Source organism: Acidovorax sp. ACV01, from assembly GCF_014851495.1.
Classification (GTDB): domain Bacteria; phylum Pseudomonadota; class Gammaproteobacteria; order Burkholderiales; family Burkholderiaceae_C; genus Acidovorax; species Acidovorax radicis.
Genome location: NZ_JACUZT010000007.1, coordinates 20,767 through 44,060, shown reverse-complemented (window position 1 = coordinate 44,060; position 23,294 = coordinate 20,767). Strand labels below are relative to the sequence as shown.

Annotated in this window: 21 protein-coding genes; 2 read left to right on the top strand and 19 right to left on the bottom strand. The window is 65.2% G+C overall.

Annotation, left to right across the window (positions count from 1 at the left end; translation table 11 throughout):
* Positions 1–178: 178 nt before the first annotated feature.
* The 14 genes from rbsD to IB243_RS19620 all read right to left on the bottom strand — a co-directional run bounded on the left by rbsD (position 179) and on the right by IB243_RS19620 (position 16,060).
* Positions 179–568, bottom strand: coding sequence for a D-ribose pyranase (gene rbsD / locus IB243_RS19685; RefSeq protein WP_192428854.1), 390 nt, complete (start codon positions 566–568; stop codon positions 179–181).
* Positions 565–1,530 carry a ribokinase gene (rbsK, locus tag IB243_RS19680; protein WP_192428853.1) on the bottom strand — a complete coding sequence of 322 codons (966 nt, stop codon included), beginning with the start codon at positions 1,528–1,530 and terminating at the stop codon, positions 565–567. The genes rbsD and rbsK overlap by 4 nt, the downstream gene beginning before the upstream one ends.
* A complete protein-coding gene (locus IB243_RS19675) occupies positions 1,527–2,576 on the bottom strand; it encodes a LacI family DNA-binding transcriptional regulator (RefSeq protein WP_192428852.1) in 1,050 nt (349 codons plus the stop codon). The genes rbsK and IB243_RS19675 overlap by 4 nt, the downstream gene beginning before the upstream one ends.
* 35 nt (positions 2,577–2,611) lie before the next feature.
* Positions 2,612–3,604, bottom strand: coding sequence for an ABC transporter permease (locus IB243_RS19670; RefSeq protein WP_192428851.1), 993 nt, complete (start codon positions 3,602–3,604; stop codon positions 2,612–2,614).
* The gene (locus tag IB243_RS19665) at positions 3,601–5,274 is read right to left on the bottom strand and encodes a sugar ABC transporter ATP-binding protein (RefSeq protein ID WP_192428850.1); all 1,674 of its coding nucleotides are present in this window, start codon (positions 5,272–5,274) and stop codon (positions 3,601–3,603) included. Before IB243_RS19665 ends, IB243_RS19670 begins: the two co-directional genes overlap by 4 nt.
* A 180-nt stretch (positions 5,275–5,454) precedes the next feature.
* Complete coding sequence (locus IB243_RS19660) at positions 5,455–6,408, bottom strand: sugar ABC transporter substrate-binding protein (protein WP_192428849.1); 954 nt, start codon at positions 6,406–6,408, stop codon at positions 5,455–5,457.
* 347 nt (positions 6,409–6,755) lie between these two features.
* Positions 6,756–7,178: a DUF3592 domain-containing protein gene (locus IB243_RS19655; RefSeq protein ID WP_192428848.1), complete on the bottom strand. Its 423-nt coding sequence runs from the start codon at positions 7,176–7,178 to the stop codon at positions 6,756–6,758.
* A gap of 55 nt (positions 7,179–7,233) precedes the next feature.
* The gene (locus IB243_RS19650; protein WP_192428847.1) at positions 7,234–8,835 is read right to left on the bottom strand and encodes an FAD-binding oxidoreductase; all 1,602 of its coding nucleotides are present in this window, start codon (positions 8,833–8,835) and stop codon (positions 7,234–7,236) included.
* Positions 8,832–9,653 (bottom strand): N-acetyltransferase, encoded by an 822-nt coding sequence (locus IB243_RS19645; protein ID WP_192428846.1) that lies wholly within the window; start codon positions 9,651–9,653, stop codon positions 8,832–8,834. Before IB243_RS19645 ends, IB243_RS19650 begins: the two co-directional genes overlap by 4 nt.
* Entirely contained in the window at positions 9,640–10,368 is a 729-nt protein-coding gene (locus IB243_RS19640; protein ID WP_192428845.1) for a DUF2878 family protein, read from the bottom strand. The genes IB243_RS19645 and IB243_RS19640 overlap by 14 nt, the downstream gene beginning before the upstream one ends.
* Before the next feature lie 253 nt (positions 10,369–10,621).
* Entirely contained in the window at positions 10,622–12,385 is a 1,764-nt protein-coding gene (locus tag IB243_RS19635) for a hybrid sensor histidine kinase/response regulator (protein ID WP_192428844.1), read from the bottom strand.
* 10 nt (positions 12,386–12,395) lie between these two features.
* Positions 12,396–13,019: a response regulator transcription factor gene (locus IB243_RS19630; RefSeq protein WP_192428843.1), complete on the bottom strand. Its 624-nt coding sequence runs from the start codon at positions 13,017–13,019 to the stop codon at positions 12,396–12,398.
* A 537-nt stretch (positions 13,020–13,556) separates the two neighbouring features.
* Positions 13,557–15,239, bottom strand: a complete 1,683-nt coding sequence (locus IB243_RS19625) for an AMP-binding protein (protein WP_057271970.1) — start codon at positions 15,237–15,239, stop codon at positions 13,557–13,559.
* A gap of 80 nt (positions 15,240–15,319) precedes the next feature.
* Positions 15,320–16,060 (bottom strand): hypothetical protein, encoded by a 741-nt coding sequence (locus tag IB243_RS19620; protein ID WP_192428842.1) that lies wholly within the window; start codon positions 16,058–16,060, stop codon positions 15,320–15,322.
* Positions 16,061–16,153: 93 nt separating this feature from the next.
* On the opposite strand from IB243_RS19620, the gene IB243_RS19615 reads away from it, so the two are divergent.
* Positions 16,154–17,050: a triacylglycerol lipase gene (locus IB243_RS19615; protein WP_192428841.1), complete on the top strand. Its 897-nt coding sequence runs from the start codon at positions 16,154–16,156 to the stop codon at positions 17,048–17,050.
* Between the two features lie 307 nt (positions 17,051–17,357).
* On the opposite strand, the gene phhA is transcribed toward IB243_RS19615, so the two are convergent.
* The 5 genes from phhA to IB243_RS19590 form a co-directional block, all read right to left on the bottom strand.
* Complete coding sequence (gene phhA, locus IB243_RS19610; protein WP_192428840.1) at positions 17,358–18,197, bottom strand: phenylalanine 4-monooxygenase; 840 nt, start codon at positions 18,195–18,197, stop codon at positions 17,358–17,360.
* A 65-nt stretch (positions 18,198–18,262) separates the two neighbouring features.
* On the bottom strand, positions 18,263–19,231 hold the full coding sequence (locus IB243_RS19605; RefSeq protein WP_057229271.1) for a tripartite tricarboxylate transporter substrate binding protein: 969 nt from the start codon (positions 19,229–19,231) through the stop codon (positions 18,263–18,265).
* Positions 19,232–19,304: 73 nt separating this feature from the next.
* Positions 19,305–20,417, bottom strand: a complete 1,113-nt coding sequence (gene hppD / locus IB243_RS19600) for a 4-hydroxyphenylpyruvate dioxygenase (RefSeq protein WP_192428839.1) — start codon at positions 20,415–20,417, stop codon at positions 19,305–19,307.
* A 186-nt stretch (positions 20,418–20,603) separates the two neighbouring features.
* Positions 20,604–21,593: a lipase secretion chaperone gene (locus tag IB243_RS19595; protein WP_192428838.1), complete on the bottom strand. Its 990-nt coding sequence runs from the start codon at positions 21,591–21,593 to the stop codon at positions 20,604–20,606.
* Positions 21,594–21,596: 3 nt separating this feature from the next.
* Entirely contained in the window at positions 21,597–22,538 is a 942-nt protein-coding gene (locus IB243_RS19590; RefSeq protein ID WP_225585091.1) for a triacylglycerol lipase, read from the bottom strand.
* A gap of 164 nt (positions 22,539–22,702) precedes the next feature.
* Here IB243_RS19590 and IB243_RS19585 point away from each other — a divergent pair, with 164 nt between their 5' ends.
* Positions 22,703–23,185 carry an Lrp/AsnC family transcriptional regulator gene (locus IB243_RS19585; protein WP_010462660.1) on the top strand — a complete coding sequence of 161 codons (483 nt, stop codon included), beginning with the start codon at positions 22,703–22,705 and terminating at the stop codon, positions 23,183–23,185.
* Positions 23,186–23,294 lie beyond the last annotated feature (109 nt).

Here is a 23,294-nt window from a genome sequence, read left to right as displayed (position 1 = left end):
CAAAGCCAGCCGTGGTGCAAGGCCGCAGGAGCCGGTCGGGAAAAAGGCGCCGCCGCAGTCATGGGGAAGCGTATGGGTTGGCGGAATGTAGGCTGTGCTTTTTTCCGCTGCCGCAACTCCAGCCCGGGTTTAGCGTGTTGGCCTACCGAGCGCCGTAGAGTGGCTCAACGCCATGGCGTCAGAACGTCACGCCCGCCACCAGGATGACGTTGGCATACGGCGTGCACTCGCCGGTACGCACCATTGCGCGGGCCTGCTGGGTGAGGCGCTTGAACTCCTCGTGCGATACGGCCTGGGGCTCCACCGGCAAGTGGCACCAGGCGGGCAGCTGCCCCCCGTTGCGCTCCACGGCTTCGGTGGCGATCAGCGCTTTTTCGACCTGCATTTCTTCCAGCACCACCCGAAGCACATCGGCCACGGCCGGGATGCCCGGGGTGAGCGCCAGGTCGATGCGGCGCGGGCCGGGCGGAATGGGCAGGCCCACGTCGCCGATCACCAGCATTTCGCCATGGCCCAGGCTGGCGATGGCGTGGGAGAGTTCGGCGTGCAGCAGGGAGGTGCGTTTCACAGGGGGCTCCAGGCGGGTGGTTGCGGGCTGTGCGCGACGGCGGCGCGGGCGGGAATGGAGGGCTGGGCGCCGGGCTGCGTGACGCACAGCGCGGACGCGCGGATGCCATCGCGCACGGCGGCATCAAGCGGCTCGCCGCGTGCCAGCGCCACAGCCAGTGCGCCCAGGAAGGTGTCGCCTGCGGCAGTGGTGTCCACGGCCTGCACGACGAGGCCGGGGTGGTAGCGGCAGCCAGTGGCATCCGCCGCCACGGCGCCGGCGGCGCCCAGGGTCACCACCACCTGGGCGGGGCCCTTGGAGCGCAGGGCTTGTGCGACCTGCGCGGCGTCTGCGGGGGTGGCGACGCTTTGGCCTGCCAATGCTGCGGCCTCCACTTCGTTCACGACCAAGATATTGACCAGCGGCCACAGCGCATCGGGCAGAGGCTGGATGGGAGAGGGGTTGAGCAGCACCGGGCAGCCTGCGGCATGGGCCACGTCGGCGGCGGCCAGCACCTGCGACATCGGGATTTCCAGCTGCAACACCAGGCCGCCCGCGCCTTGCACACTGCCGCGCAAGGCCTCTGCATTCAGCATAAACCTGCCATTGGCGCCGGGCACTACCACGATGCGGTTTTGCCCCGTGGTTTCCACGGTGATGGCGGCCACACCGGTGGTGACTTCGGTATCGGTCTGCACGCCACGGTGGTCAATGCCATCGGCGTCAAGCCCGGCGCGCAGCGTGTGGCCGTAGCCATCGTCGCCCACGCGGCCGAACAGAAACACCTGGGCGCCCTGGCGGGCGCAGGCCACGGCCTGGTTACCGCCCTTGCCGCCAGGCACCAGGAGCAGGGCATCGGCCAGCACGGTCTCGCCGGGGCCGGGGGCATGTTGCACCTGCAGCACCAGGTCCATGTTCAGGCTGCCGACCACGGCGATGCGGGGGGGCGGGAGGTTGGCGGTCACAGCAGTCACGGCGGTCATGCAGGCTTCCCTCCACGGCGGGCATCGGGGGCGACCGTGGTGGCGGGGGCCGTGGAAGAGCGCACGCGCAGCTCGGGCTGCAGCATCACCTTGCGCGCGTCCTGGCGCTTCCCGTCGATGCGCTCCAGCAACATGTCCACCGCCAGCGCGCCGATGCGCTGCTTGGGCTGGGCCACGGTGGTGAGCGGCGGGCTGGTGAAGGCGGCCAGTTCAATGTCGTCAAAGCCCACGATGGACAGGGCCTCGGGCACGCGCAGCTCGCGTTCGTGCGCCGCGCACAGTGCGCCCATGGCCATGAGGTCGTTACACACGAAGACGGCGGTGGGCGGCTCGGGCGCGCGCAGCACCGCGTGCATGGCTTCATACCCGCCCTGGCTGGTGAAGTTGCCATGCCACAGCAGGCCGTCGCCCGTGCCGCAGCCTGCGTCGGCCAATGCGGTGCGCCAGCCTGCAATGCGCTGCTCGCTGGGGGCAATGCCGGCCGGGCCACCAATGCAGGCAATGCGCTGGTGGCCCAGCGACAGCAGGTGCCGCGTGGCCAGCAGGCCGCCTTGCATGTGGGCGGTTTCCACCAGGTCGCAGGGCTGCTGCTCGGCCAGTTCGATCTCGCGGTCCACCAGCACGGTGGGGATGGACAGGCCCGCCAGTTGCGTGGGCAGCGTGGCGTCGTGCCCGGTGGAAACGACGATCAGCCCGTCGATGCGCCGCTCGGCCAGCACCTGCAAATACGTGCCCTGGCGGTGCGCCTCGTCGTTGGTGTTGCACAGGATGAGGTTGTAGCCCGCGCCAAAGCAGCGGTCTTCCACGCTGTGCACGATCTCGGCGAAGTAGGGATTGGAGCTGTTGGGGATCAGCATGCCCAGCGTGCGCGTGTTGTTGCTCTTCAAGCTGCGCGCAATGGCGCTGGGCACATAGCCCAGGGCGCGGATGGCGGCCTCGACCCGCTCGCGCCCCTCGGGGCTCACGCGGCGTGTGCCGTTGACCACGTGCGACACCGTGGTGACCGACACCTCGGCGTGGCGCGCAACGTCCTTGATAGTAGCCATGCAGGAAGAAGAAAAATCGGTGTGTTGAAACAGGTTCAGCTGGCGGCGCGGCGCTGGCGCAGCGTGTCCACGATGACGGCCGCCACGATCACAAAACCCGTGATGATGCGCTTGCTGGGCTCGCTGGCGCCCACCTGGGCCAGGCCTGCCTCCAGCACCGCGATGATGAGCACGCCAAAGGCGGTGTTGATCACCGAGCCGCGCCCGCCCATGAGGCTGGTGCCGCCAATCACCACGGCGGCGATCACCTGCAGCTCCATGCCGGTGCCTGCGTTAGGGTCGGCCGCTTCGAGCCGGGCCGACTGCATCAGCCCTGCCAGCCCCGCGAGCAGGCCGGTCATGGAAAACACGATGATGCGGATGGGGCGCGGGTCCACGCCCGCCAGGCGCATGGCTTCCTCGTTGGTGCCGATGCCCACCACGCAGCGGCCGAACACGGTGCGCGACAGCACCAGCTGCGCCACCACCACCAGCACCACGGCCAGCAGAAACGCGAACGAAATGCCGCCAAAGAAGGGTGCCGACAGCCACGAGATGGCGTCGCCCACGTACTGCGTGCGCGAATCGGTGACCACATAGGCGCTGCCGCGCACGGCTTCGAGCATGCCCAGCGACACGATGAACGACGGCAGCCGCCAGGCCACCGAGATGGCGCCCGTGATGGTGCCGCACACCAGGCCCGTGGCCAGCGCCAGGGCGGCGGCGGCAGGCACGGTCCAGCCCCATTGCAGGATGGCGGCGGCTGAGGTGGCGGCGGCCAGTGCCATCACCGAGCCCACCGACAGGTCGATGCCCGCGATGATGAGCACAAAGGTCATGCCCACGGCCATCACGGCCAGGGCCGGGATCTCGTTGGCGATGGTGATGAAGGTCTCGGCGCTCCAGAAGTAGTCGGACAGCGACGAGAACAGCGCCACCATGCCTGCCAGCACGGCGAGCAGGCCCAGGTAGGTGCCCAGTTGGCTGCGCCAAACCGAGGCGGACGAAGGTGCCGTGGCGGGTACGGCAGACGTTGTGGGGGCGTTCATGCGGTGACAGGAGAAGGGGTGGAAGGGGTTGGCGGGGTTGTGCCGGTGCGGCCACCGGGCTCGGAAAACGCCGCCGCCAGCAGGGATTGTTCAGACCACTCACCGCGCTCGAACACCGCCACCAGGCGGCCGGCGCTCATCACGCCGATGCGGTCGGCCATGGCCATCAACTCGCGCAGGTCGGATGACACCATGAGCAGCGCGCGGCCTTCGGAGGCCATGCGGTCCAGCTCGCCATACAGCTCGGCGCGTGCGCCCACGTCCACGCCGCGCGTAGGTTCATCCAGCAGCAGCACGCGGCCTTCTCGGTGCAGCCAGCGGGCAAACACCACCTTTTGCTGGTTGCCGCCCGAGAGCTGGCCTACGGGCTGCTCGGCGCTGCGGCAGCGGATACCCAGCGTGCGCACAAAGCCTTGCACCAGGCGGTTTTCCAGCCCACGCTGCAGCCAGCCGCCGCGCGAGACGGCCGACAGGTCGGACAGCGTGGCGTTGATGCGAATAGGCTGCGCCAGCAGCAAACCCTGGGATTTGCGGTCTTCGGTGACCAGACCCACGCCTGCCGCGATGGCCTGCAGAGGGGAGGCGAAACCACGCGGGATCGTGCGCGGTGCGGCCTGGGAAGCCCTCAGGTTTTTGTTTGCTATGTTTTTCGTAGCTGATGGCGCTTGTTCATCAAGCGCCAGGGCCTGTTTTTGTTCAAATTCGGGGTGCAGAGTGACGTTGCCCCGGTCTGCCCGGTCGGCGCCAAACAGCAGCCGGATCAGTTCGGTGCGGCCCGATCCGACCAGCCCGGCAATGCCAAAGATCTCGCCCGCGCGCAGTTCCAGGCTCACGTCCTGCACGGCGCTGCCTCGGCCCAAGCCTTCGGCGCTCATCACCACCGGGCCGACGGGGCGGCGTGGGCGGTGGTCCAGGTCGCTCACCACGCGGCCCACCATGCGCTGCACCAGGTCGTCCTCGCTCATGCCGGCCATGGGGCGCACGTCCACCAGGCGGCCGTCGCGCAGCACGGCCACGCGGTCGGCAATGCGGCGCAGCTCTTCGAGCCGGTGCGACACATAGACGATGGCCACGCCGCGTGCGGTGAGGTGTGCGATCTGCTCGAACAGGTAATTGGTCTCGCGGGGCGTGAGCATGGCCGTGGGCTCATCCAGCACCAGGATGCGTGTGTCGTCCTGCAGGTTGCGCGCGATCTCCACCATCTGCTGCTGGCCAATGCCCAGCTGCGAAACGGGCGTGGCGGGGTCGATGCTGTCAAGCCCGATCTTGGCCAGCTGCGCGCGTGCAGCCGTATGCAGCGCATCGCGCTGCAGCCAGCCCAGGCGGTGGGGCATGCGGCCCATCAACAAATTCTCGGCCACGGTGAGCGTGGGCACCAGGCCCAGCTCCTGCATCACCATGCGCACGCCTTGGCGCTCGGCATCGCGGCGCGAGGTGGGCGTGTAAGTCTGGCCGCCGAGCAACATGCCGCCGCGCGTGGGCTGCTCCAGCCCACACAGGATCTTGGACAGCGTGCTCTTGCCTGCGCCGTTCTCGCCGGTCAGCGCCAGCACCTCGCCCGCAAACAGCTCCACATTCACGCCATCAAGCACCGTGGCGGTGTAGTCCTTGCCCACGGCCTGGATGGCGAGCAAGGGCGTGGACTGGGAAGCGGGGGAGGGGATTGGCATGGTGGGGTTCGCTGAGGCGGGCCGCGGAGTGGCGTTCATTCTTTGGGCGGCGAACAAAGCTCAGCGAAACGGTGCTGGCGAGGCACCGTGTCGCAGTCAGTACGGGTAGTACGACAAGACACGGCAACAACGCCAGAAGCGTTTTTTTCGCCGCTCTCTGGCTTCTCTGCTGGTTGCTACTTACTTGCTGCCCTTGGTCACCAGCACCACATCCGTCTTGACGGCTGCAGGCAACTGCGCCTGGGGCGTCTTGGCGGCCAGGGCCTTCTGGGCCAGCTCGATGCCGAACACGGCCTGCTTGGCGGCGTACTGGTCGGCGGTGGCCAGCACGCGGCCATCGGCCAGCATGGGCTTGATGGCGCCGATGTTGTCGTAGCCCACCACCTGCACCTTGCCGGTCTTGCCTGCAGCCTTCACGGCGGCCACGGCACCCAGGGCCATGCTGTCGTTGCCGGCCAGCAGGGCGACAAGGTCAGGGTGCTCGCGCATCATGCCGGCGGCCACGGTGTTGCCTTTTTCGATCTCCCAGTTGCCAGATTGCACGCCCACTACGGTGATGTTCGCGGCCTTCATGGCGTCTTGGTAGCCCAGGGTGCGCTGCTGCGCATTGAAGGTGGTGGACACGCCTTCGATGATGCCGACCTTGTCGCCAGCCTTCAGCGTCTTGGCCAGGTGGTCGCCCACCAACTTGGCGCCCGCACGGTTGTCCGGGCCCACAAACGGCACGGTGATGTTCTTTTCCTTCAGCGCATCGGTATCGAGCTGGTTGTCGATGTTGACCACGATGATGCCCTTGTCGATGGCGGCCTTGACCACGGGCACCAGGGCCTTGGAGTCGGCCGGGGCCAGCACGATGGCACTGACCTTTTGCGCCATGGCCTGCTCGATCATCTTGATCTGCGCGGCGGTGTCGGTCTCGTTCTTGATGCCGTTGGCCACCAGCGTGTATTCGCTGGCGTGCGCCTTCTGGTGCGCCTTGGCGCCGTCTTCCATGGTGCGGAAGAACTCGTTGGCCAGCGACTTCATGACAAGCGCGATCTTGGGCTTGTCCTGCGCAAACGCAGGGCTGGCCAGCAGGCTGCCCACAACGGCAAGGGCGGCGGCGGTCTGAACGGAACGGCGGGTGAACTGCATGGGTTGTCTCCTGTTGGAATGGTGGACGAGAAAGGCGGCCGGACCGCGGCGGGCGCAGTGCGTTGACCGACGAAAAGCACCGGTTTTGCGATCTGGTTGTCTTGTCGCCCGGTGATCATATCTAAAGCAAACGTTTGCGCAAACGTTTGCTAATGGGTAAAAACCCGAATCCGTGGGGCGATCTGAAGAGTGCGGTTCATGTGCAGGCCGGTGGAGGCTCCAAAGAAAAGCCAGTCAGCGGCGGCCTGTTGCGCAGACGTCGCCTGGCGCAGCTGGTGCGGATCGGGTAGACACAAGGCGCTTTTGTCTTGCCAAAACGCTGCGGCCGCTTGCCATCCCGTCGTCGCTCAAACCAAAAGAAGTGCGGCCAGGAAAATTGCCGTACCGATGGACACGAGTGTCCAGGAGGCCTTCTGGTGCGCAAAGACAAAGGTGTTCGGATCAGACGGCAGGTACACGACTTCTACGGGTTTGGATGCCTTGAAGCCCGCCAGAACCTCCTCCGGAAAACTGTGTTTCATCGTGATCTGTCGGCCATCTTCCGTTTTGAAGCGGAACTCGGCTGTGTACGTCGATGAGCCGCCTTTCCTGAATTCCGTGTACTGCGAGATGGAGTCCACGATGGCTCGCTTGCCATGCTTTTGAACGCTGGAGAGCGCAGAGCGTTCGTTGAAGCCCGAGATGATCAAGAACAGGCCGACGATCGCTCCAAGGAGTTTGTAGAGAGTCTTGCCGCGCTGATGGGGTCGCATGAATATTGATGGATCCATGATTCTTTGAGAGGGCACCAGCCGTGCAGCCCGGCGCTGAGCAAGGACGGACGGGTCAGAGGTTGTAGCGGCCCGGGGAAATGATGTTGTCAGGGTCCAGCCACTGCTTGAGGCTGCGGGCCAGGGCCAGCGCGGGGTCGTTTTCCGCTTCCAGTTTGTGGAAGAACTGTGAGCCCATGCGGTAGGGCACAAAGCCGAGTTGGCGCCCTTCGTCGAACAGCATGTCGAAGCAGCGGTGGGCGCGTTCTTTCTGGGCGGCTGAGCGGCCGTCGAAGAGCAGGGGGACAGAGCTGTCGAAGCAGCGGTCAGAAAGGCTGGTAAGGGTGATCAGGGGCTCAAAGCCGTGCAGCAGGCAGACCCGGGTGACCATGACCTGAAAGGCGACGACGGCCTCGGGTGTCATCGGGACCAGCGGGGAATACCAGATCAGGCCACGTTCGCCGCTCAGCAGGGCGCGTGGGAGGTCGCCGGGCAGCGCAGCGCCCGATTTCCAGTAGGGAAGGCGCAGCGCCACATCGTCGGGAATGCCCTCCATCAAATTCAATGCGCTCAGCATGCGCGATGCATGGTCTGGACCCAAGCCCAGGCGCGAGGCGATCCGCGGGAAGCGGCTGGCCAGGCGGCAGAGGATGTCGGCCTTGCGGCGGGTCAGGCTGACGCGGCGGCTGCTGCAATGGGCAAAGCCACGCATGATCGCCGCGACGGCCGCGCGGGCGACGGGCGCTTCACCATAGACACTGCCGATGATCACGTACGCACCCAGACCGTGGGCTTGCAGCAGTCCGGCCAGTTCGTCTGCCTGCAGCGGTGTGCCACGCGCCAGCACGTCCGCAGGGTAGGGGCAGGTCATAGACGCCAGGCGGTAGCCGTTGAGGATGTTCACGCCCCCCATGACTCCGCCAGTTGTGCGCAGCAGCCCGCGCAACGCCAGCAGTGCTGGCTGCAATTGTTCTTCCTTGTTGAGGAAGACGTAGAAAGCTTCCACATGCGGGGGGCGCTGAGCCAGTGCGATCGTCATTTGCGTGACGACTCCGAAGTTCGACTGTGAGAACAGCCCGTCGAGGTAAGGGCCAATGCCCCACTTGTAGCCTTGCCCGATGCGTTTGCCGCCGAGGGCTGCGAGGCGGGGGCGGTAGAGGCGGCCATCCGGGAGGACGGCTTCGATCGTCATCACCGCGTCGAAATGGTCCGCGCGCGGGGTGATTCCATACCCCCGCTCCAGGGCATTGCCCACCAGGCTGGCGCTGGGACCGGCACCGGTGGTGGGAACCATGAAAGGCAAACCCAACCCGTCCAGATGCGCGCGCAGCTGCCCTTGGGTAACGCCGGGCTCTATGGTGACGGTGCCGGACTCTGCGTCCACCGCGATGATGCGGTTGAGTAAGGAGAGATCGAGGATGACGCAGTGCTCCGAAGGGGGGCTGGCGCCCCCATAGCCCCAATTCCTTCCGGTGCTGACGGGATAGAGGCTGATGCGGTGCCTTGATGCAATGCGAACAATCTCCTGCACGCTTTGCGCCTGTGTCGGGCGCAAAGCCGCCGGGATCCTCAGCGCGCCGCCCCCTCCGTACAGTGCGTCCGCGCTCTGTGCTGGCAGCACGCAGTTGGCTCCCAGCAAGGTGCGCCACTCCGCCACGGCCTGCGGTAGCGCACTCATACTTCGTTCTCCAGCCTCGTCAGCGAGGTCTTGATGCGGTTTCGGATGCCCTTTTCTTCCGCATTGGAGAAACTGTGCGAGAAAAACGGCGGCGTCTCGCCCGAGCCGCTGCCGTGGGCATTGCGCGCGAGAAGCTGTTGGCCGATGTGCTGAAAGTCGGCGACCAGCAAGACGCCTGGCGCCTTCACGCGGGGATTGCTTTGTGGTGTGCCATGCGGGGCGAAGCCCAGCACCCGCGTGTAGAAGCTCACGTGCCTGGGGTTGACTTCGACCACCGCGTGCGTGGCGCCGCTGACTTGGTGCGCGAAGATGAATGCCACATGAAACATGGAGGCCAGCGTGGCAGGCGCTGGCGCCTGGGGCGCGGTGGCTAGCTTGGTGAATTCGCACAGGGCCGCGCCGTCGGCGCGGAATCGGTCCAGCTGCTCGCGGAAACACTCGTCAGACAACAAGCCCCGGCCGTGGTCGAGCTGGACCGTGAGCGTACCGATCACTTGTTGGCCTTCATACGCCACGATGGTCATGCGCTCGGGTGACATGGTCAGAGTCTGGAATCCGTAGCCCCGTTGCCGATAGCGGCGATTCAACAAGCCCAGGGCATCCTGCAGCACCGAAGGGCGTCTGGCGATCCTGATCTTGAAGCCTTTGCTCTTGAGCTCCGCCGAGAATCCCGAACGCATGAACAGCGTACTCTGCGGAGCTTCACCAGCGGGGTTGTGGGGTGGGGTGCGTGTAGCGGTGCCCCCCAGCGGTTGCCAGCGCTTCTTGAGGGCGTGGACCCAGTGTTGGAGGGTCATGGTGTCGTCACGGCTGTGCATGCCGTTCTCCCTTGGACGCCAGCCATTCGGCCAAAGGCACGACGAAGCGGCGGCCCAGCACGCCAACCGACGTCCACATCATGAATGACCACAAGGGGATCGGCGTGGACCCTGGATCGGGGTAGGACCACAGACCATTCGCCACGCCGACCCCTTCGACCAGCACGCCGAGCAACACTGCACATACGCCGTAGAACAAATCGCCGCGGGTGTGGAACAAGGCGATCAAGACCGCGCAGGAGACCGAAGTGGCGATGGTCAGGGCGCGGACGTCGCCACCGAACACGGAGAACGCGAGCACGGTGGCCAGCAACCCCAACCATGCGGACCGGCTGAGCGGGACCTCCTGAGCAGGCGGGGCCACGAAGCGGACGATGTGCAGGTACCAGCCCATCCACAGCAGGGGTTCGTGCCAGGGCATGAGCAGGAAATCCTGCTGCTGGAATGCGAACGCGCCCGCGCGCAGCGCCATGTAGTTCTGTGCGATGAAGAAGGGGCCGACGATGGCGAACATGGCCCATTCACTGCGTTCGATGGGACGGAATATCAACGCCCATTGCACCGGCAACACAATGGCCAGCAACCATGAGGCGTGGATGGTGCTGATCTGGAGCAGAGTCAGGGCAAGGCTGGTGGCGACCACCGCGCGCCCGGGAGCGCCGCGCACGCCGCTTGTCATTGCGCGCCGCGCGCTGGTGACTGCGAGGGCAGACACCGGCCCATGGTGTACGTGGGACGTCGACGTGCGCTGCGGTCCCCACCGGTGCCACGCCCTGCGGCTTGTGGGCTGTGCCCGGCAGCGAGGCTCTCGTTCAGAGCGTCAAGTTGGGCAAGGAGGCAGCGGGGCGCGTGGGATGAGTTGTTCATGCCCGCATTTCAGACGAAAGCGGCCTGCGAAACCATTGCACTGAACGGTTACTACTTAAGTCTTAGCCCCCTTGCAAGGCTGAAAAAACAGCCCGACCACGTCATGGCAATGGGCCATCGAGCAAGTGCAGCAGCAGCGCGCGCAGCTTTCCGGGGCGCACTGGCTTGTGAAGGACTGCGTGGCCGCTTTGCGCGGCTTCCCGAAGCCGTTCGGGCGCGGTATCCCCTGTGACCAGCACACCGGGGATGGGGTGTCCGCAAAAGGACACAACCCTGGCGATGGCCTGTGCACCGGTTTCCCCATTGCGCAAGCGGTAGTCGCTGATCACGACTTCGGGCACGATGCCCTCCGCTGTCAACTTTGCCAGTAGCTCGTCCGCACTGGCTGCCGCCGTCAACGAACAGCCCCAGTGCACGAAGAGCTCGCGCATGCTGTCGAGCACGATGGGGTCGTCGTCGATTGCGGCAATCGACCTCCCGCGCAGCGACTGCAGACTGTCGATGGCCTGCGCCATCGGCGTTGCTGCGGCCGCCGGGCCTGGTGCGGAGCGCGGCAGTTCGACCGTGAAGGTCGAGCCGCAGCCGGGGGATGAGCGCAGCGATACCGGGTGGTTCAGCATGCGGCTGAGGCGCTCCACGATCGCCAGGCCGAGCCCCACCCCGTTGCTGCGGTCCCGCTCAAGGTTTTGGATCTGGTAGAACTCCTGGAAGATCTCCTTGTGCAGCTCCGGGGGAATGCCCGGCCCGCTGTCGCGTACCTGGACGAGCACGGTGCCTGCCCGTGGGCGGCAGGCCACGAGGACCGTCCCTTGCCTGGTGTGCTGGATGGCGTTGTTCACGAGGTTGCGCACCATGCGGTCGAGCAGCGCCGGGTCGCTGCGGACGGCGACACCTTGCGCCGGTGCGTGCATCGCGAAACGCAGGCCCTTGCGTTCGGCCACAGGACGGAACTCGGCCTCGATCCGCGCCAATGTGCGATGCAGGAGCACTGCCTGCACATCGCACTGGATCACGCCGGCGTCCAGTTTGGAGATGTCGAGCAGGGCGTTGAACAGGTCCTCCAGCGTATGGATGGTGGTCGTGATGCTCTGCACCAGGTGTTGCGAGGGTTCGTCGGCAATGTGTGGCCGCAATGATTCGAAGAGCAGGCCGAGAGCGTGCATTGGCTGGCGCAGGTCATGGCTTGCGGCCGCGAGAAAGCGGGACTTGGACAAATTGGCGTAGTCGGCCTGTTCCTTCTGCAGCTTCAAGGCGTCGATGAGGTCCATGTTTTCGAACCGCAGCACCAGAGAGCGTTGGATCATGGCGTGCACGTTGTGTGCGAAGGCCAGCGTGGCAAAAGCCAGCGCCAGCGTCAGCCCGATGAAAAGCGGTCTGTTGCCCTCGTCCATGCCTGCCACGCCAACCAGCGTGAGTCCCAACATGGGCACGATGTAGCCATAGAACAGCCTCCGGTCGGTGGACAGGAACGCAGCACCGCCGAAGGCCATGCCTGTGATGGCCGGGAAAAGGACCTGGTGGACGTGGGGGGATGCCACAAGAAATGGCGAGAGGCCGGCGCCCCCCCACATCGCCCCCGTGCACCACGCGATTTCCCCGAAACGGCGCGCTGCGACGTCGACGGCGGTCGGTGTTGGGCCTGAGAGTGCGCGCCGGTAGTGCAGGAAGTCCCAGGCGCCTTTCATGGTGATGGTCCCGCTGAACGCACCCCATCCGAGCAGCACCCCCGCTGGCACATCACCCCACAGTGCTCCGATCATGAGCACGCTCAAGACAAAATTCGCGCTCAGCGTGAACGGGTAGTTTCGGTAAATCAGCCGCACCTGCTCGGCGCGTATCCGTGCTGACCCAGTGGCGTTGTGCATGCCCCGATTTTCAGGACGGGCCATCACCGCGCTGGAACAGCGCCACGATGGCCTGGGCCCGCGAGCTGACGTTCAGCTCGCGCAAAATGGCTGTGACATGTACCTTGACGGTGTTCTCGGCAAGGTTCAATTTGCGCGCGATCTGCTTGTTCGACTCGCCTTGCGCCATCAGCCGCATCACTTGCATCTGCCTCTCGGTCAGGTCGAGTGCGCTGTCCCTCTGCGGGGCGGCTGGTACCTCGAAGTCCGGCATGATGTGCGAAGGTAGGTAGATGCTGCCTGACAGCACCAGTCGCAGGGCATGCTCCATGACCTCGGCAGAAGATGCTTTCGGAACGAAGCCGAGGGCGCCAAGGCGCACCACTTCCATGACTTCGTGCTTGTCCTCCGAAGCCGACACCACCACCACCGGCAAAGCCGGGTGCTGTGATCGCAGTGTTGCGAGGACCTGCATCCCATCCAGCCCGGACAGACGCAGGTCGAGCAACACCAGGTCCACATCGTCGCCGAGCAAAGGCCGCGCCTCGTCGTACGACGCGCATTCGAACACTGTCGCAGCGGGGTCGAGCCGCTGTGTGATGGACTTAAGAGCCTGGCGGAACAGGGGATGGTCGTCCAGAAGAAGGAACTTCACGATGCGGAGACTGCGGCTTGTCTGGCGGGATGGTTCGGGTGGTCGAAGCGGGCTTGATGACAATGCCGGGGGACTCGCCGTCAAGCGTGCGCAATGTAGCATTGGTTGCGCCGTGAGGTGCCGCAGGGGCGTGATTTTGTGAGAGGGGTGGCGTCACTGGAGCCACAAGGACGGGTTTGGCCGCAGCGTCCGATCGGCATGCCCCGGTCTGGCCTTGGCTTCCAACGAGAACCTGTGGTGTTGGCGGGCTATCTTTGGGTGCGAGGTGTCACCTGGGCCGCATGCGGGTTCTCCCCACCAGCTGCAGCGTGGCTCAAAACAAGACCCGCAAACGCCAGTCCGGTCGGGAGGGGGGGCAGTCCATTGCGGCTAGGGGCTGGTGGAGCCCAGCGTGCACTGCTTTGACGATGCCGGGGTAGCCATCTCGCCGACAAGGTCGGCAGGATCAAGCGGTGTGCCTGCCTTCGCCGCTGGGCCTGTTGTGTGGGTCGTGCGGCTGCGGAGTTGGAGCGGTGCAGCCGCTCATCCGTTCAGGAGCTATGCTTTGCGCAGCTCGCGCCGCAAGATCTTGCCCACATTGCTCTTGGGCAGCTCGTCGCGGAACTCGATGTACTTGGGGCGCTTGTAGCCGGTGAGGTTTTCCTGGCAGTAGCGGGCCACGTCTTCCTCGCTGAGCGTGGGATCGTTCTTGATGATGAACACCTTGATCGCCTCGCCCTGTTTCTCGTCGGGGATGCCGATGGCCGCGCATTCCACCACGCCAGGGCACAGGCTGATGACCTGCTCCAGCTCGTTCGGGAACACGTTGAAGCCGCTCACCAGGATCATGTCCTTTTTGCGGTCGATGATGCGGGTATAGCCCTGCGCGTCCATGATGCCGATGTCGCCCGTGCGCATGAAGCCGTCGGGCGTGAAAGCCTTGGCATTCTCTTCGGGCTGGTTGTAGTAGCCCGTCATCACGTTGGGGCCGCGGATGCAGATCTCGCCCGACTCGCCCTGGGCCAGGCTGTTGCCTGCGTCGTCCTTGATGGCGATGTCGATGCCCGGCAGCGGCAGGCCGATGGTGCCGCTGAACTCGGTGTTGGTCACCGGGTTGTTGGTGCCGATGGCGCAGGTTTCGCTCATGCCCCAGCCTTCGATCATGGTGCTGCCCGTGGCCTTTTGCCACTGCTTGGCCGTGCCTTCGCTGGCCGCCATGCCGCCAGCCTGCGACACGCACAGGTGCGAGAAGTCGAGTGTCTTGAACTGCGGGTTCTGCAGCAGCGCGTTGAACAGCGTGTTCACGGCGGGCAGCATGTGGAAGGGGCGCTTCTTCAGCTCGGCAATGAACTTGGGAATGTCACGTGGGTTGGGGATCAGCGTGAGGCTGGAGCCCTGGCGGATGGCCAAGAGGCACAGCGTGAGCGCGAAGATGTGGTACAGCGGCAGCGCGGCGATGGAGTTGGCTTTACTGAGGTCACCCACCTTGGACAGCGCCGGGGTGAACCAGGCCTCGGCCTGCAGCGTGGCGGCTACGATGTTGCGGTGGGTCAGCACCGCCCCTTTCGACAGGCCCGTGGTGCCGCCGGTGTACTGCAGGAAGGCAATCGAATCGAGCGTGGCCTGGCTCGGGGTGAGCGACTTGTGCTCGCCCAGCGACAACGCCTTCTTGAACGTGACGACCTTGCGGCCACCCGTCAGTGGCAGTTCGTAGGCGGGCACCATCTTGGCCAAATGGCGCACGGCAAAGGTGATCCATTTGCCGAACCAGAAGCCCAGCAGGTCGCCCATGGACGCCATCACCACATGTTTGACGGCCGTGTGGTCAATGACCTCGGCCAGCGTGTGCGCAAAGTTCTCCAGGATCACGATGGCCGTGGCGCCCGAGTCCTTGAGCTGGTGCTCCAGCTCGCGGGCGGTGTACAGCGGGTTCACGTTGACGCAGGTGTAGCCCGCGCGCAGCACGGCGGCCATGGTCACGCCGAATTGCGGAATGTTGGGCAGCATGATGGCCACGCGCGCACCGGGTGCGAGGCCCAGGCTTTGCAAGTAGGCACCCAGGGCCGCCGAGTGGCGTTCCAGTTCGCCATAGCTCATCCACTGGTCCATGCAGACCGAAAACGGGCTCGATGCGTGTTTGCGGAAGGACTCTTCCAGCAGGTGGGCCACAGAGCGGTATTGCTCGGGCTGCACGTCGTGCGGTACGCCCGGGGGGTAGCTCTTGAGCCAGATCTTTTCCATGCGCTTGTTTCCTTCGCTTGTGCTCGCCAAATGCCATTGATAGGTGGGCACAGATTGTGGAAGCAGGTGGGGATGATTGGTTACCGGGCTTGTCCTAGTGTGTTTGCGAGTTGGGTCCCGCAGGTGACAGTATCCGCGTCGAACAGCTGTTCCATCAGGCTGCGTTCACGCGCTTCGATGGTGGCCAGGAACTGCTCCACCCCGCCGCGCTGGCGCGCGAGCTGGCCGAAGGTGTCAAACCCCGCCTCCAGAAACCGCTGCAGCGCGCCCATGCCGGCAGCGTTCGCGGGGCCGCGCATCATGCGCAGCATCATCCGCAGGCCCGGCGTGCGGGTCAGCCGCGCCAGGTCGGTGCCCATGGCCAGCACGCGCTGCAGCTGCTCATGGCGCGCATGGCGCTGGCCTACGGTGCGCCAGGCAGCGGTGTAGCGGGCGGCATCGCTGCCTGCGTCGGCGTGGAGCAGCCACGCGCGGCCCATGTCCTGGTCCAGCCCCTCGGTCTGTGCATGCAGCACGGCCAGGGCCATGGCCGTGGCCACCACGGGCTGGGGGAACATGGTCTGCAGCGTGCCTGCGATGCGGCCAAACTGCAGATCGCGGTCGGTGTAGTCGGTGTCGCTGTACAGCTCTTCCAGAAAGAACCGGGCCGCCGGGCCAAACGCGGGCGAGCCCATCAGGTCCGCATAAGTGCCCCGAAAGCGCCGTGCTTGCAGGGTCTTCACGCTGCCCACCGCCGCGCCCAGCGCCGGGTCGCCCGTGCGGTGCAGGCGCAGGGCGGTCACGTCGGCAATGCAGTCGCGGATGGTCTGGGCGGCATCCATGGGGCTGGGTCCTTTCTACTTGCGGGAGGCGCCAGGGCGGAGCCCAGGCAGCACAATGCGGCTGGTGAATTACAACATCTGCCCATCACCACCATGATCGCGCGCTGGCAAAGAGTCCTTCTCCTGTTCATCCTGCTGGCCATGGCCGCCTGGCTGGTGTGGCAATGGCCGCATTCGCCGTTGCGCGCCGTGCTGGGAGCGCTGTTGCCGCTGGGCATTTACCTCTTTGTGATGGCGGTGGAGTTTGTGCTGATGCACCACACCAACCGTGCCGATGCCGCGCCGCGTGCGCGCCCCTCGCAGGTGCTGGACGCTTGGTGGGCCGAGGTGTGGGTGGCGTTGCTGGTGTTCTGCTGGCGCCAGCCGTTTCGCCACCAGTCACTGCCCGACTGGCTGCCCGCCACGCCAACGGGCAAGCGTGGTGTGGTGCTGGTGCATGGCTTCATGTGCAACCGGGGGCTGTGGCTGCCCTGGTTCGCGGGTCTGCGCGCTGGGGGCCATGCCCATGTGGCGGTGAACCTGGAGCCGGTGATGGGCTCGATTGACGAATACGCCGACATCATTGAAGACGCTGTGTTGCGGGTGACGGCCGCCACGGGCCAGGCGCCGGTGTTGTTGTGCCACAGCATGGGCGGGCTGGCGGTGCGGGCGTGGCTGCGGGCGCACCAGGCCGATGGGCGGGTGCATCGGGTGTTGACGCTGGGCACGCCCCACGGAGGCACGTGGCTGGGGCGTTTCAGTCGCGCTGTGAATGGGCGGCAGATGAGCCTGGCGGGGGACTGGGTGGTGGCGTTGCACCGGGCGGAGCCGGCGGGGCGGGCGGTGCTGTTTACGTGCTGGTATTCGAACTGCGACAACATTGTGTTTCCCGCGAGTACCGCCAGTTTGCCGGGGGCGGACAACCGGTTGGTGGAGGGGGTGGCGCATGTGCAGATGGCGTTTGATCCGGAGGTGATGAAGGCTTGTCTTGAGGAGATGGGGCGGGGGTGATTTTTTGATTGTTTTGGCCTCTTCCGCCTGTCTGTAGGGTGTTGATTGCTATCATTTTCATGGCGTATGAACAGCCGTTCTGGCTGAGCATGTCGAAGCCTTGGCATGCTCGTTTGGCAAGCATGTTCGGGTTGAGGGCGGAGGCCGGGCGCACAACCCGGCCTCCGCCCTCAACCCATGCACGCCCTCCAAACGAGCACGCCAAGGCTTCAAGAGGTTCAGCCCGCACGGTCGCTGGGATGCTATGAAAATAGTAGCTTTTGGTCCTTTGTAGAAGGGCGGTAGAAGCCAATTTCATTCGAAAAACTCAAGCCGCCACAGCATCCCGCTCATCCGCCGCAAACTCCGGCAACCCCCGCAGCCGCTCATAGATCGGCGCAAAGTCCGCCGCCGTCATCTCAAACAACTGCTCAAAACTATCGATCACAAAATACGTCTGCTGGTACGTATCAATCTTGTACTTCGTGCGCATCGTCCTCTCCAGCGCCAGCGGAATCCGCTGCGGCTCCGGGCTCTGGACCGAATACGCCAGCTCGCCCGACGAACTCAAAATGCCCGCGCCGTATGCCCGCAGCTCCCCCGCCTCGCGGATCAACCCGAACTCGATGGTGTACCAATAAAGCCGCGAGAGCATCTCGCACGACCCCAGCCCCTGCGCCTTCAGCCCGCCCTGCCCATACCGCTGCACATAGTCCGCAAACACCGGGTTGAACAACAACGGCACATGGCCGAACAGGTCATGAAAAATGTCAGGCTCGACGATGTACTCGAACTCCTCGGGCTTGCGGATCCAGTCCGTCACCGGGAACTTGCGGTTGGCCAGCAGGGTGAAGAAGGGCACCTCCGGGATCAGCCCGGGCACGCCCACCAACTCCCAGCCGGTCGCTTTGTAGAGGCGCTCGTTCACCTCTTCAAACCGTGGAATGCGGTCACTCGCGCCCAGGGAAGGCAGGGCGTCGATGAACGCCTGGCTGGCCAGGCCCGGCAGCAGGGCGCGCTGGCGCTCGTACAGGCGGCGGTAGGTGTCGTGGTCGGCGGCGGTGTAGCTCGCGTAATCCTGCGGGCAGGTGTAGTCCGCGTTGGCGCGCGAATAGTCGCCACGCGGTGGGCGGGTGGATTGGCCATAGACGACAGGGGCTTGTCCCATTTTTTTCTCCTTTGCCGCCATGGTCGGCGCACCGCGACGGGGGTGCGCACCAGCCCACGCGGCTGCTAATCGATCTTGATTTTTGCGGCCCGGATCAGGAACTCGTACTTGCTGTTTTCCGAGCGCACAAACTGCGCAAACCCGTCGAGCGTGAGCTCTTCGGGCGTGATACCCATCTTCTTGAACTTCTCTTTGCCGGCTGGCGAGTGCATGGCAGCGGTGAACGCGTTGGCGTAGCGGCGCGCATCTGCGTCGGGCAGCGAGGCGGGCGCAAACAGGCCGAACCAGGTCGACACGTTGAAGCCCTGCACGCTGTCGTTGATGCTCGGCACGTTGGGCAGCGCCTCGTTGCGGCTCAAGGTGGTCACGCCCAGAGCCAGCAGCTTGCCCGACTGGATCTGCGGCAGCGCCGATGCCAGGTTGTCAAACACCATCAGCACCTGGCCGGACTCCAGCGCAGCCAGTGCGGGCTTGGAGCCCTGGAACGGCGTGTGGCCCATCCTGGTGTTGGTGAGCGACTTGAACATCTCGGCCGAGATGTGGCCGATGCTGCCGTTGCCGCCCGAGCCGTACTTGGCCTGGTCCGGGTTCTTCTTGAGGTACTGCACCAGCTCCGGCGTCGTCTTGATGCCCAGCTTGGCGGCCTGCTCGGCATTCACCACCAGCACGTTGGGCGTGCGTGCCACAAGGGCGATGGGTTTGAAGTCCTTGAGCGCGTTGTAGGGGAAGTTCTTGTACAGCCAGGGGTTGACGGCGTGGGTGGCCACGGCGCCCATCAGCACCTGGTTGCTGGTCTTCCCGGCTTTGGCGACCTGGTCGGCGCCGGTACTACCACCCGCCCCCGGTTTGTTCTCCACGGTAATGGAGCCAAGCTGGGCTGCAGCACCTTCGGCCACGATGCGGGCCGAGATGTCCAGCGGACCACCAGCGGGGTAGGGCACCACGATGGTGAGCGGGGCAGAGGGGCTTTGGGCCATGGCAATGGTGGCCACACAGGTCAGGCCAACACTGAACAGGGTGCTACGGAGCGACATCGGGATCCTTTTGAGTTCCGGGGAGCGCGCAGTATAGGCATCTGTTCAGGGTTAACCCTGGATGTCTGATGTCTTACGTGTTCAGTACGCCGCGGCGGATCTGGTCGCGCTCCAGCGATTCGAACAGCGCCTTGAAGTTGCCTTCGCCAAAACCGTCGCGGTAGTCGCCTTCGCGCTGGATGAATTCAAAGAACACCGGCCCCAGCATGGGGGTGGAGAAAATCTGCAGCAGCAGGCGCGGCGTGCCATCGGCGGTGGTGCCGTCCAGCAGAATGCCGCGCGCCTGCAGTTCGGGCACGGGCTGGCCGTGGCCGGGCAGGCGGGTGTCCAGCATTTCGTAGTAGACGTCGTTGGGCGCGGTGGCCAGCGAGACGCCGGCCATACCCAGCTTGTCCACCACGTCCTGCAGGTTGTCGCAGATCAGCGCGATGTGCTGGATGCCTTCACCGTTGAATTGCATCAAGAATTCTTCGATCTGGCCGCCGCCCTGCTTGGATTCTTCATTCAGCGGGATGCGGATCTTGCCGTCAGGCGCGGTCATGGCCTTGGACGTGAGGCCCGTGTATTCGCCCTGGATGTCGAAGTAGCGGATCTCGCGGAAGTTGAACAGCTTCTCGTAGAAGTTGGCCCAGAAACCCATGCGGCCGCGGTACACGTTGTGCGTGAGGTGGTCGATGAGGTTCAGGCCGTGGCCCACAGGGCGGCGGTCCACGCCTTCGATGAATTCGAAGTCGATGTCGTAGATGGACTTGCCGTCTTCAAAGCGGTCAATCAAATACAGCGGTGCGCCGCCAATGCCCTTGATGGCGGGAAGGCGCAGCTCCATGGGGCCGGTGGGGATCTCGATGGGCTGGGCACCCAACTCCAGCGCGCGGTTGTAGGCCTTGTGGGCGTCCTTCACGCGGAAGGCCAGGCCACAGGCCGAAGGGCCGTGCTCGGCGCCAAAGTAGGCGGCCTGGCTGTGGGGCTCGCGGTTAAGGATGAAGTTGATGCCGTTCTGGCGGTACAGCACCACATCCTTGGAGCGGTGCTTGGCCACGAGCGTAAAGCCCAGCTTCTCGAACACAGCTTCCAGCACGCCAGGGGTGGGCGAGGTGAATTCGACGAATTCGAACCCCATCAGGCCCATGGGGTTGTCCCAGGCTTCGAGCTGGGCGGCGGTTTGTTGCGGCAAGGCGGCGTTCATGGGGTGTCTCCGGCATTCGTTGAGGAATGTCATGGACTGTAGGCGCGCCCTGCCTCATGTTTCTGGCGAAATCAAGAGGCTTTGGCCTCCGCTTTGCAGGAATGTTGTGAATGATCAAATTTCAGCGCAAGACGAGGGCGCTACCCCGGTATGTGGCGGCTGTCTCTTGCGTGGGGCCAGGGGAGCTCAGGAGCCTGACGCAGCAGGTGGCAGGCGCCGCAGCGCCAGGGCGGCGTCGATGCGTTGCTGCTCCTCGGCGGAGAAAAGCTGCTGGCGCAGTTGCTGCAATGCGGGGCCTTCGCCTTGTTGGCCGCGCGCCTGGTTGTACTGGTCAAGCCGCTGCTGCCAGTGTTGTTCTTCCCGGTCGAGCTGGGCCATGGCGTGGGCAGCGGCCTCGCCGTATTGCGCGCTGCGTGCTGCATGGCGGGTGCGCTCGTCGGTGTTTTGTGCGTTGAACGCGGCGGTCTGGGCGGCGGCGTTCATATGTTCGGTGGTCGCGGCGCGCTCGGCGCGGCGTGCTTGGGGCAGTTCGTTCTCTGCATCGCGCAAGGCCTGGGCGCGTTGCTCGGCGGTGAGCTGGGGGTTGCGTTCGATTTCCAGGCGCGCCAGGGTGTATCGGTCCAGTTCCGCCTCGCGGGCGAACAGGGCGTCGTGCTCGGGGCCGTCAAAAAACTGCTGGCGCACCTTGTGGCGCGCTTCCAGCGCCTCGCGCAGGGCAGCGGGGTCGTTCGGGTCCTGGGGCATGCGCAGCTGGCCCAGCGCCACGCGGTAGTCCACGTAGCGCTCGGCCAGTGCCAATGCGCGCGTGGCCAGGGCTGCGGGGAAGTGCTTGCCCACCAGCCCGGCCAGGCGTTGTTTGAGTGCGGCGGGGTCTGTCGCGCCGTCCTCCAGGGCTTCTGTGAGCAGCGCCTCCAGCGTGTCGCGCAGGCCGTGCACCAGCAAGGGGTCTTCACTGCGGTCGGGGTCGGAGGCGCGGCGGGTGGCAAAGAAGCTGCTCTCCATGGGCCGTGCCGACGGGGGCTGGCCCGCCCCGGTGGCCTGCGCGGCAGCGGCGCCGGGCTCCGGGCGCAGGCCCGCCGCGCCCGGCAAGCCTTGCTGCGAACCCAGCCACCAGACCACGGCGGCCGTGGCGACGACCAGGGCCGCTCCTGCCGCGAAGGCACGGGCGCGTTTCACGGCTTACAGGCCCTGCGTCTTGAGGCGGTTGGCCTGCTGGCGGTACAGCGTCACCGGGTCTGTCGAGAACCAGTCGCGCAGGCCCAGCAACTGGTTCACTTCATCGAGGTGGTTCTGGCGGTAGTCGCCCAGGTGTTTTCCCAGGCGCGAGGAGCAGGCCGACACCAGGCCATCGTTGGCTTCGCCGAACACCAGGCCCAGCACGCCCAGCAGCGCGTCGCTTGCATCCAGCACGTTGGTTAGGGTCTTGGTGCCCGTCCAGGAGTAGTAGCGCACGCCGTTGACGAGTTCTGCGCCACTGCCGCAGCCCGAGGTGGGCACGCCTTGTGGAAAGCGGCGGTTGAAAGCGGCGGAGCCGGCCGTGGTAAGCGAGTCCAGCGCTGCGGTGGGCATCTGCGGCAGGCCCGAGCCGCCCGAGGTCAGGTTGATCAGTGCGACCAGCGCCGATGCGGCCCCGCTGGCGATGGTTTCGGAGACTGAACCTGCGGGCGCCACGCCGCGCATGATGTCGGCCACCCGCGATCCACGGTTGACCCCACCGACCGAGGTCACCGAGGCGATCTTGCCCGGTGCCACCCCGGCGACATAGCGCGCCGTGGGCCCACCGTGCGAGTGGCCCACCAGGTTCACCTTGGCCGCGCCCGTGATGGCCAGGATGGTGTTCACCTGCGCGAGCAGTTGCTCGCCCCGGACCTCGGTGCTGTTGGCGGCCGACACCTGGGCCACGTAGACCTTCGCGCCGCCCTGGCGCAGGGCGTCGGGGATGCCGTAGAAGTAGTCGACGCCCAGGGCCGAATCAAACCCGAAGAGTCCATGTACGAGCACGATGGGGTAGCGGGTCTGGGTGGTGCCCGTCTGGGCCTGCGCGCTGGCGCCGACGAGCAGCAATGCGGCCGTCGCGGCCAGAAAAAATCGCCTCGACAAGCGGCTGAGAAATCCGGTCATGCAGTTGTCTCCATAAATATGTTTTTTTGTGCCTACAAAAAAGAACGACCGTTCGTTTTTGCAGGGTTTATTCTTCTTTTCTTCGTGCGGAGTCACTATCGGGACATACCCCAGCCTGCAATTCAAAAAGCGCAAAAAGTAAAAACTTCATAAAATCTTGCGCCATGCAAGCTTTAAACGCACTCGACAAGCTGGACAGGGCCATCCTGCGCCGCCTGCAAGAAAATGGCCGTGAGACGTACGACGTCATCGGAGAACAGGTGGGCCTGTCGCCCAGTGCGGTGTTGCGCCGCGTCAAGCGCCTGGAAGAGAGCGGCGTGATCGACCGGTACGTTGCATTGGTGCCCCCCGAGGCCGTGGGCCTGGGGCTGACCGCCTACCTCAACGTCCGGCTTGAAAAACACACCGAAAGCCACAAGCGCAACCCCATGGACCTGTTCCGTGCCAGCGTGCAAACCTGGCCCGAAGTGGTGGAGTGCGCATCGCTCACTGGCGAAATGGACTACCTCCTGCGCGTGGTGGTGGCCGACATGGCGCACTACAGCCGGTTCATCATGGACACGCTGCTCAAGCACCCCAGCGTGCAGGACTGCAAGACCAGTTTTGTGCTGGACCGTGTGAAGGCGACCACGGCGGTGCCTGTGTGACAATCCGCGCGCCCTCGATGGTGGGGGAGAACCTGTTCAAGGTCTTTTCGGGGATCGCATTGGAGTGCAATCGGGATGAGTGGATGTTTCGGATGCGCCGCATGGGCTC

What these genes read in the sequence shown, in the direction of transcription:
- rbsK (WP_192428853.1), bottom strand. Translation starts at nt 1,530, where the DNA reads ATGACCGCCGTGACTGCTGTGACCGCCAACCTCCCGCCCCCCCGCATC.
- IB243_RS19675 (WP_192428852.1), bottom strand. Translation starts at nt 2,576, where the DNA reads ATGGCTACTATCAAGGACGTTGCGCGCCACGCCGAGGTGTCGGTCACC.
- IB243_RS19670 (WP_192428851.1), bottom strand. Translation starts at nt 3,604, where the DNA reads ATGAACGCCCCCACAACGTCTGCCGTACCCGCCACGGCACCTTCGTCC.
- IB243_RS19665 (WP_192428850.1), bottom strand. Translation starts at nt 5,274, where the DNA reads ATGCCAATCCCCTCCCCCGCTTCCCAGTCCACGCCCTTGCTCGCCATC.
- IB243_RS19660 (WP_192428849.1), bottom strand. Translation starts at nt 6,408, where the DNA reads ATGCAGTTCACCCGCCGTTCCGTTCAGACCGCCGCCGCCCTTGCCGTT.
- IB243_RS19655 (WP_192428848.1), bottom strand. Translation starts at nt 7,178, where the DNA reads ATGGATCCATCAATATTCATGCGACCCCATCAGCGCGGCAAGACTCTC.
- IB243_RS19650 (WP_192428847.1), bottom strand. Translation starts at nt 8,835, where the DNA reads ATGAGTGCGCTACCGCAGGCCGTGGCGGAGTGGCGCACCTTGCTGGGA.
- IB243_RS19645 (WP_192428846.1), bottom strand. Translation starts at nt 9,653, where the DNA reads ATGCACAGCCGTGACGACACCATGACCCTCCAACACTGGGTCCACGCC.
- IB243_RS19635 (WP_192428844.1), bottom strand. Translation starts at nt 12,385, where the DNA reads ATGCACAACGCCACTGGGTCAGCACGGATACGCGCCGAGCAGGTGCGG.
- IB243_RS19625 (WP_057271970.1), bottom strand. Translation starts at nt 15,239, where the DNA reads ATGGAAAAGATCTGGCTCAAGAGCTACCCCCCGGGCGTACCGCACGAC.
- IB243_RS19620 (WP_192428842.1), bottom strand. Translation starts at nt 16,060, where the DNA reads ATGGATGCCGCCCAGACCATCCGCGACTGCATTGCCGACGTGACCGCC.
- IB243_RS19615 (WP_192428841.1), top strand. Translation starts at nt 16,154, where the DNA reads ATGATCGCGCGCTGGCAAAGAGTCCTTCTCCTGTTCATCCTGCTGGCC.
- phhA (WP_192428840.1), bottom strand. Translation starts at nt 18,197, where the DNA reads ATGGGACAAGCCCCTGTCGTCTATGGCCAATCCACCCGCCCACCGCGT.
- IB243_RS19605 (WP_057229271.1), bottom strand. Translation starts at nt 19,231, where the DNA reads ATGTCGCTCCGTAGCACCCTGTTCAGTGTTGGCCTGACCTGTGTGGCC.
- hppD (WP_192428839.1), bottom strand. Translation starts at nt 20,417, where the DNA reads ATGAACGCCGCCTTGCCGCAACAAACCGCCGCCCAGCTCGAAGCCTGG.
- IB243_RS19590 (WP_225585091.1), bottom strand. Translation starts at nt 22,538, where the DNA reads ATGACCGGATTTCTCAGCCGCTTGTCGAGGCGATTTTTTCTGGCCGCG.
- IB243_RS19585 (WP_010462660.1), top strand. Translation starts at nt 22,703, where the DNA reads ATGCAAGCTTTAAACGCACTCGACAAGCTGGACAGGGCCATCCTGCGC.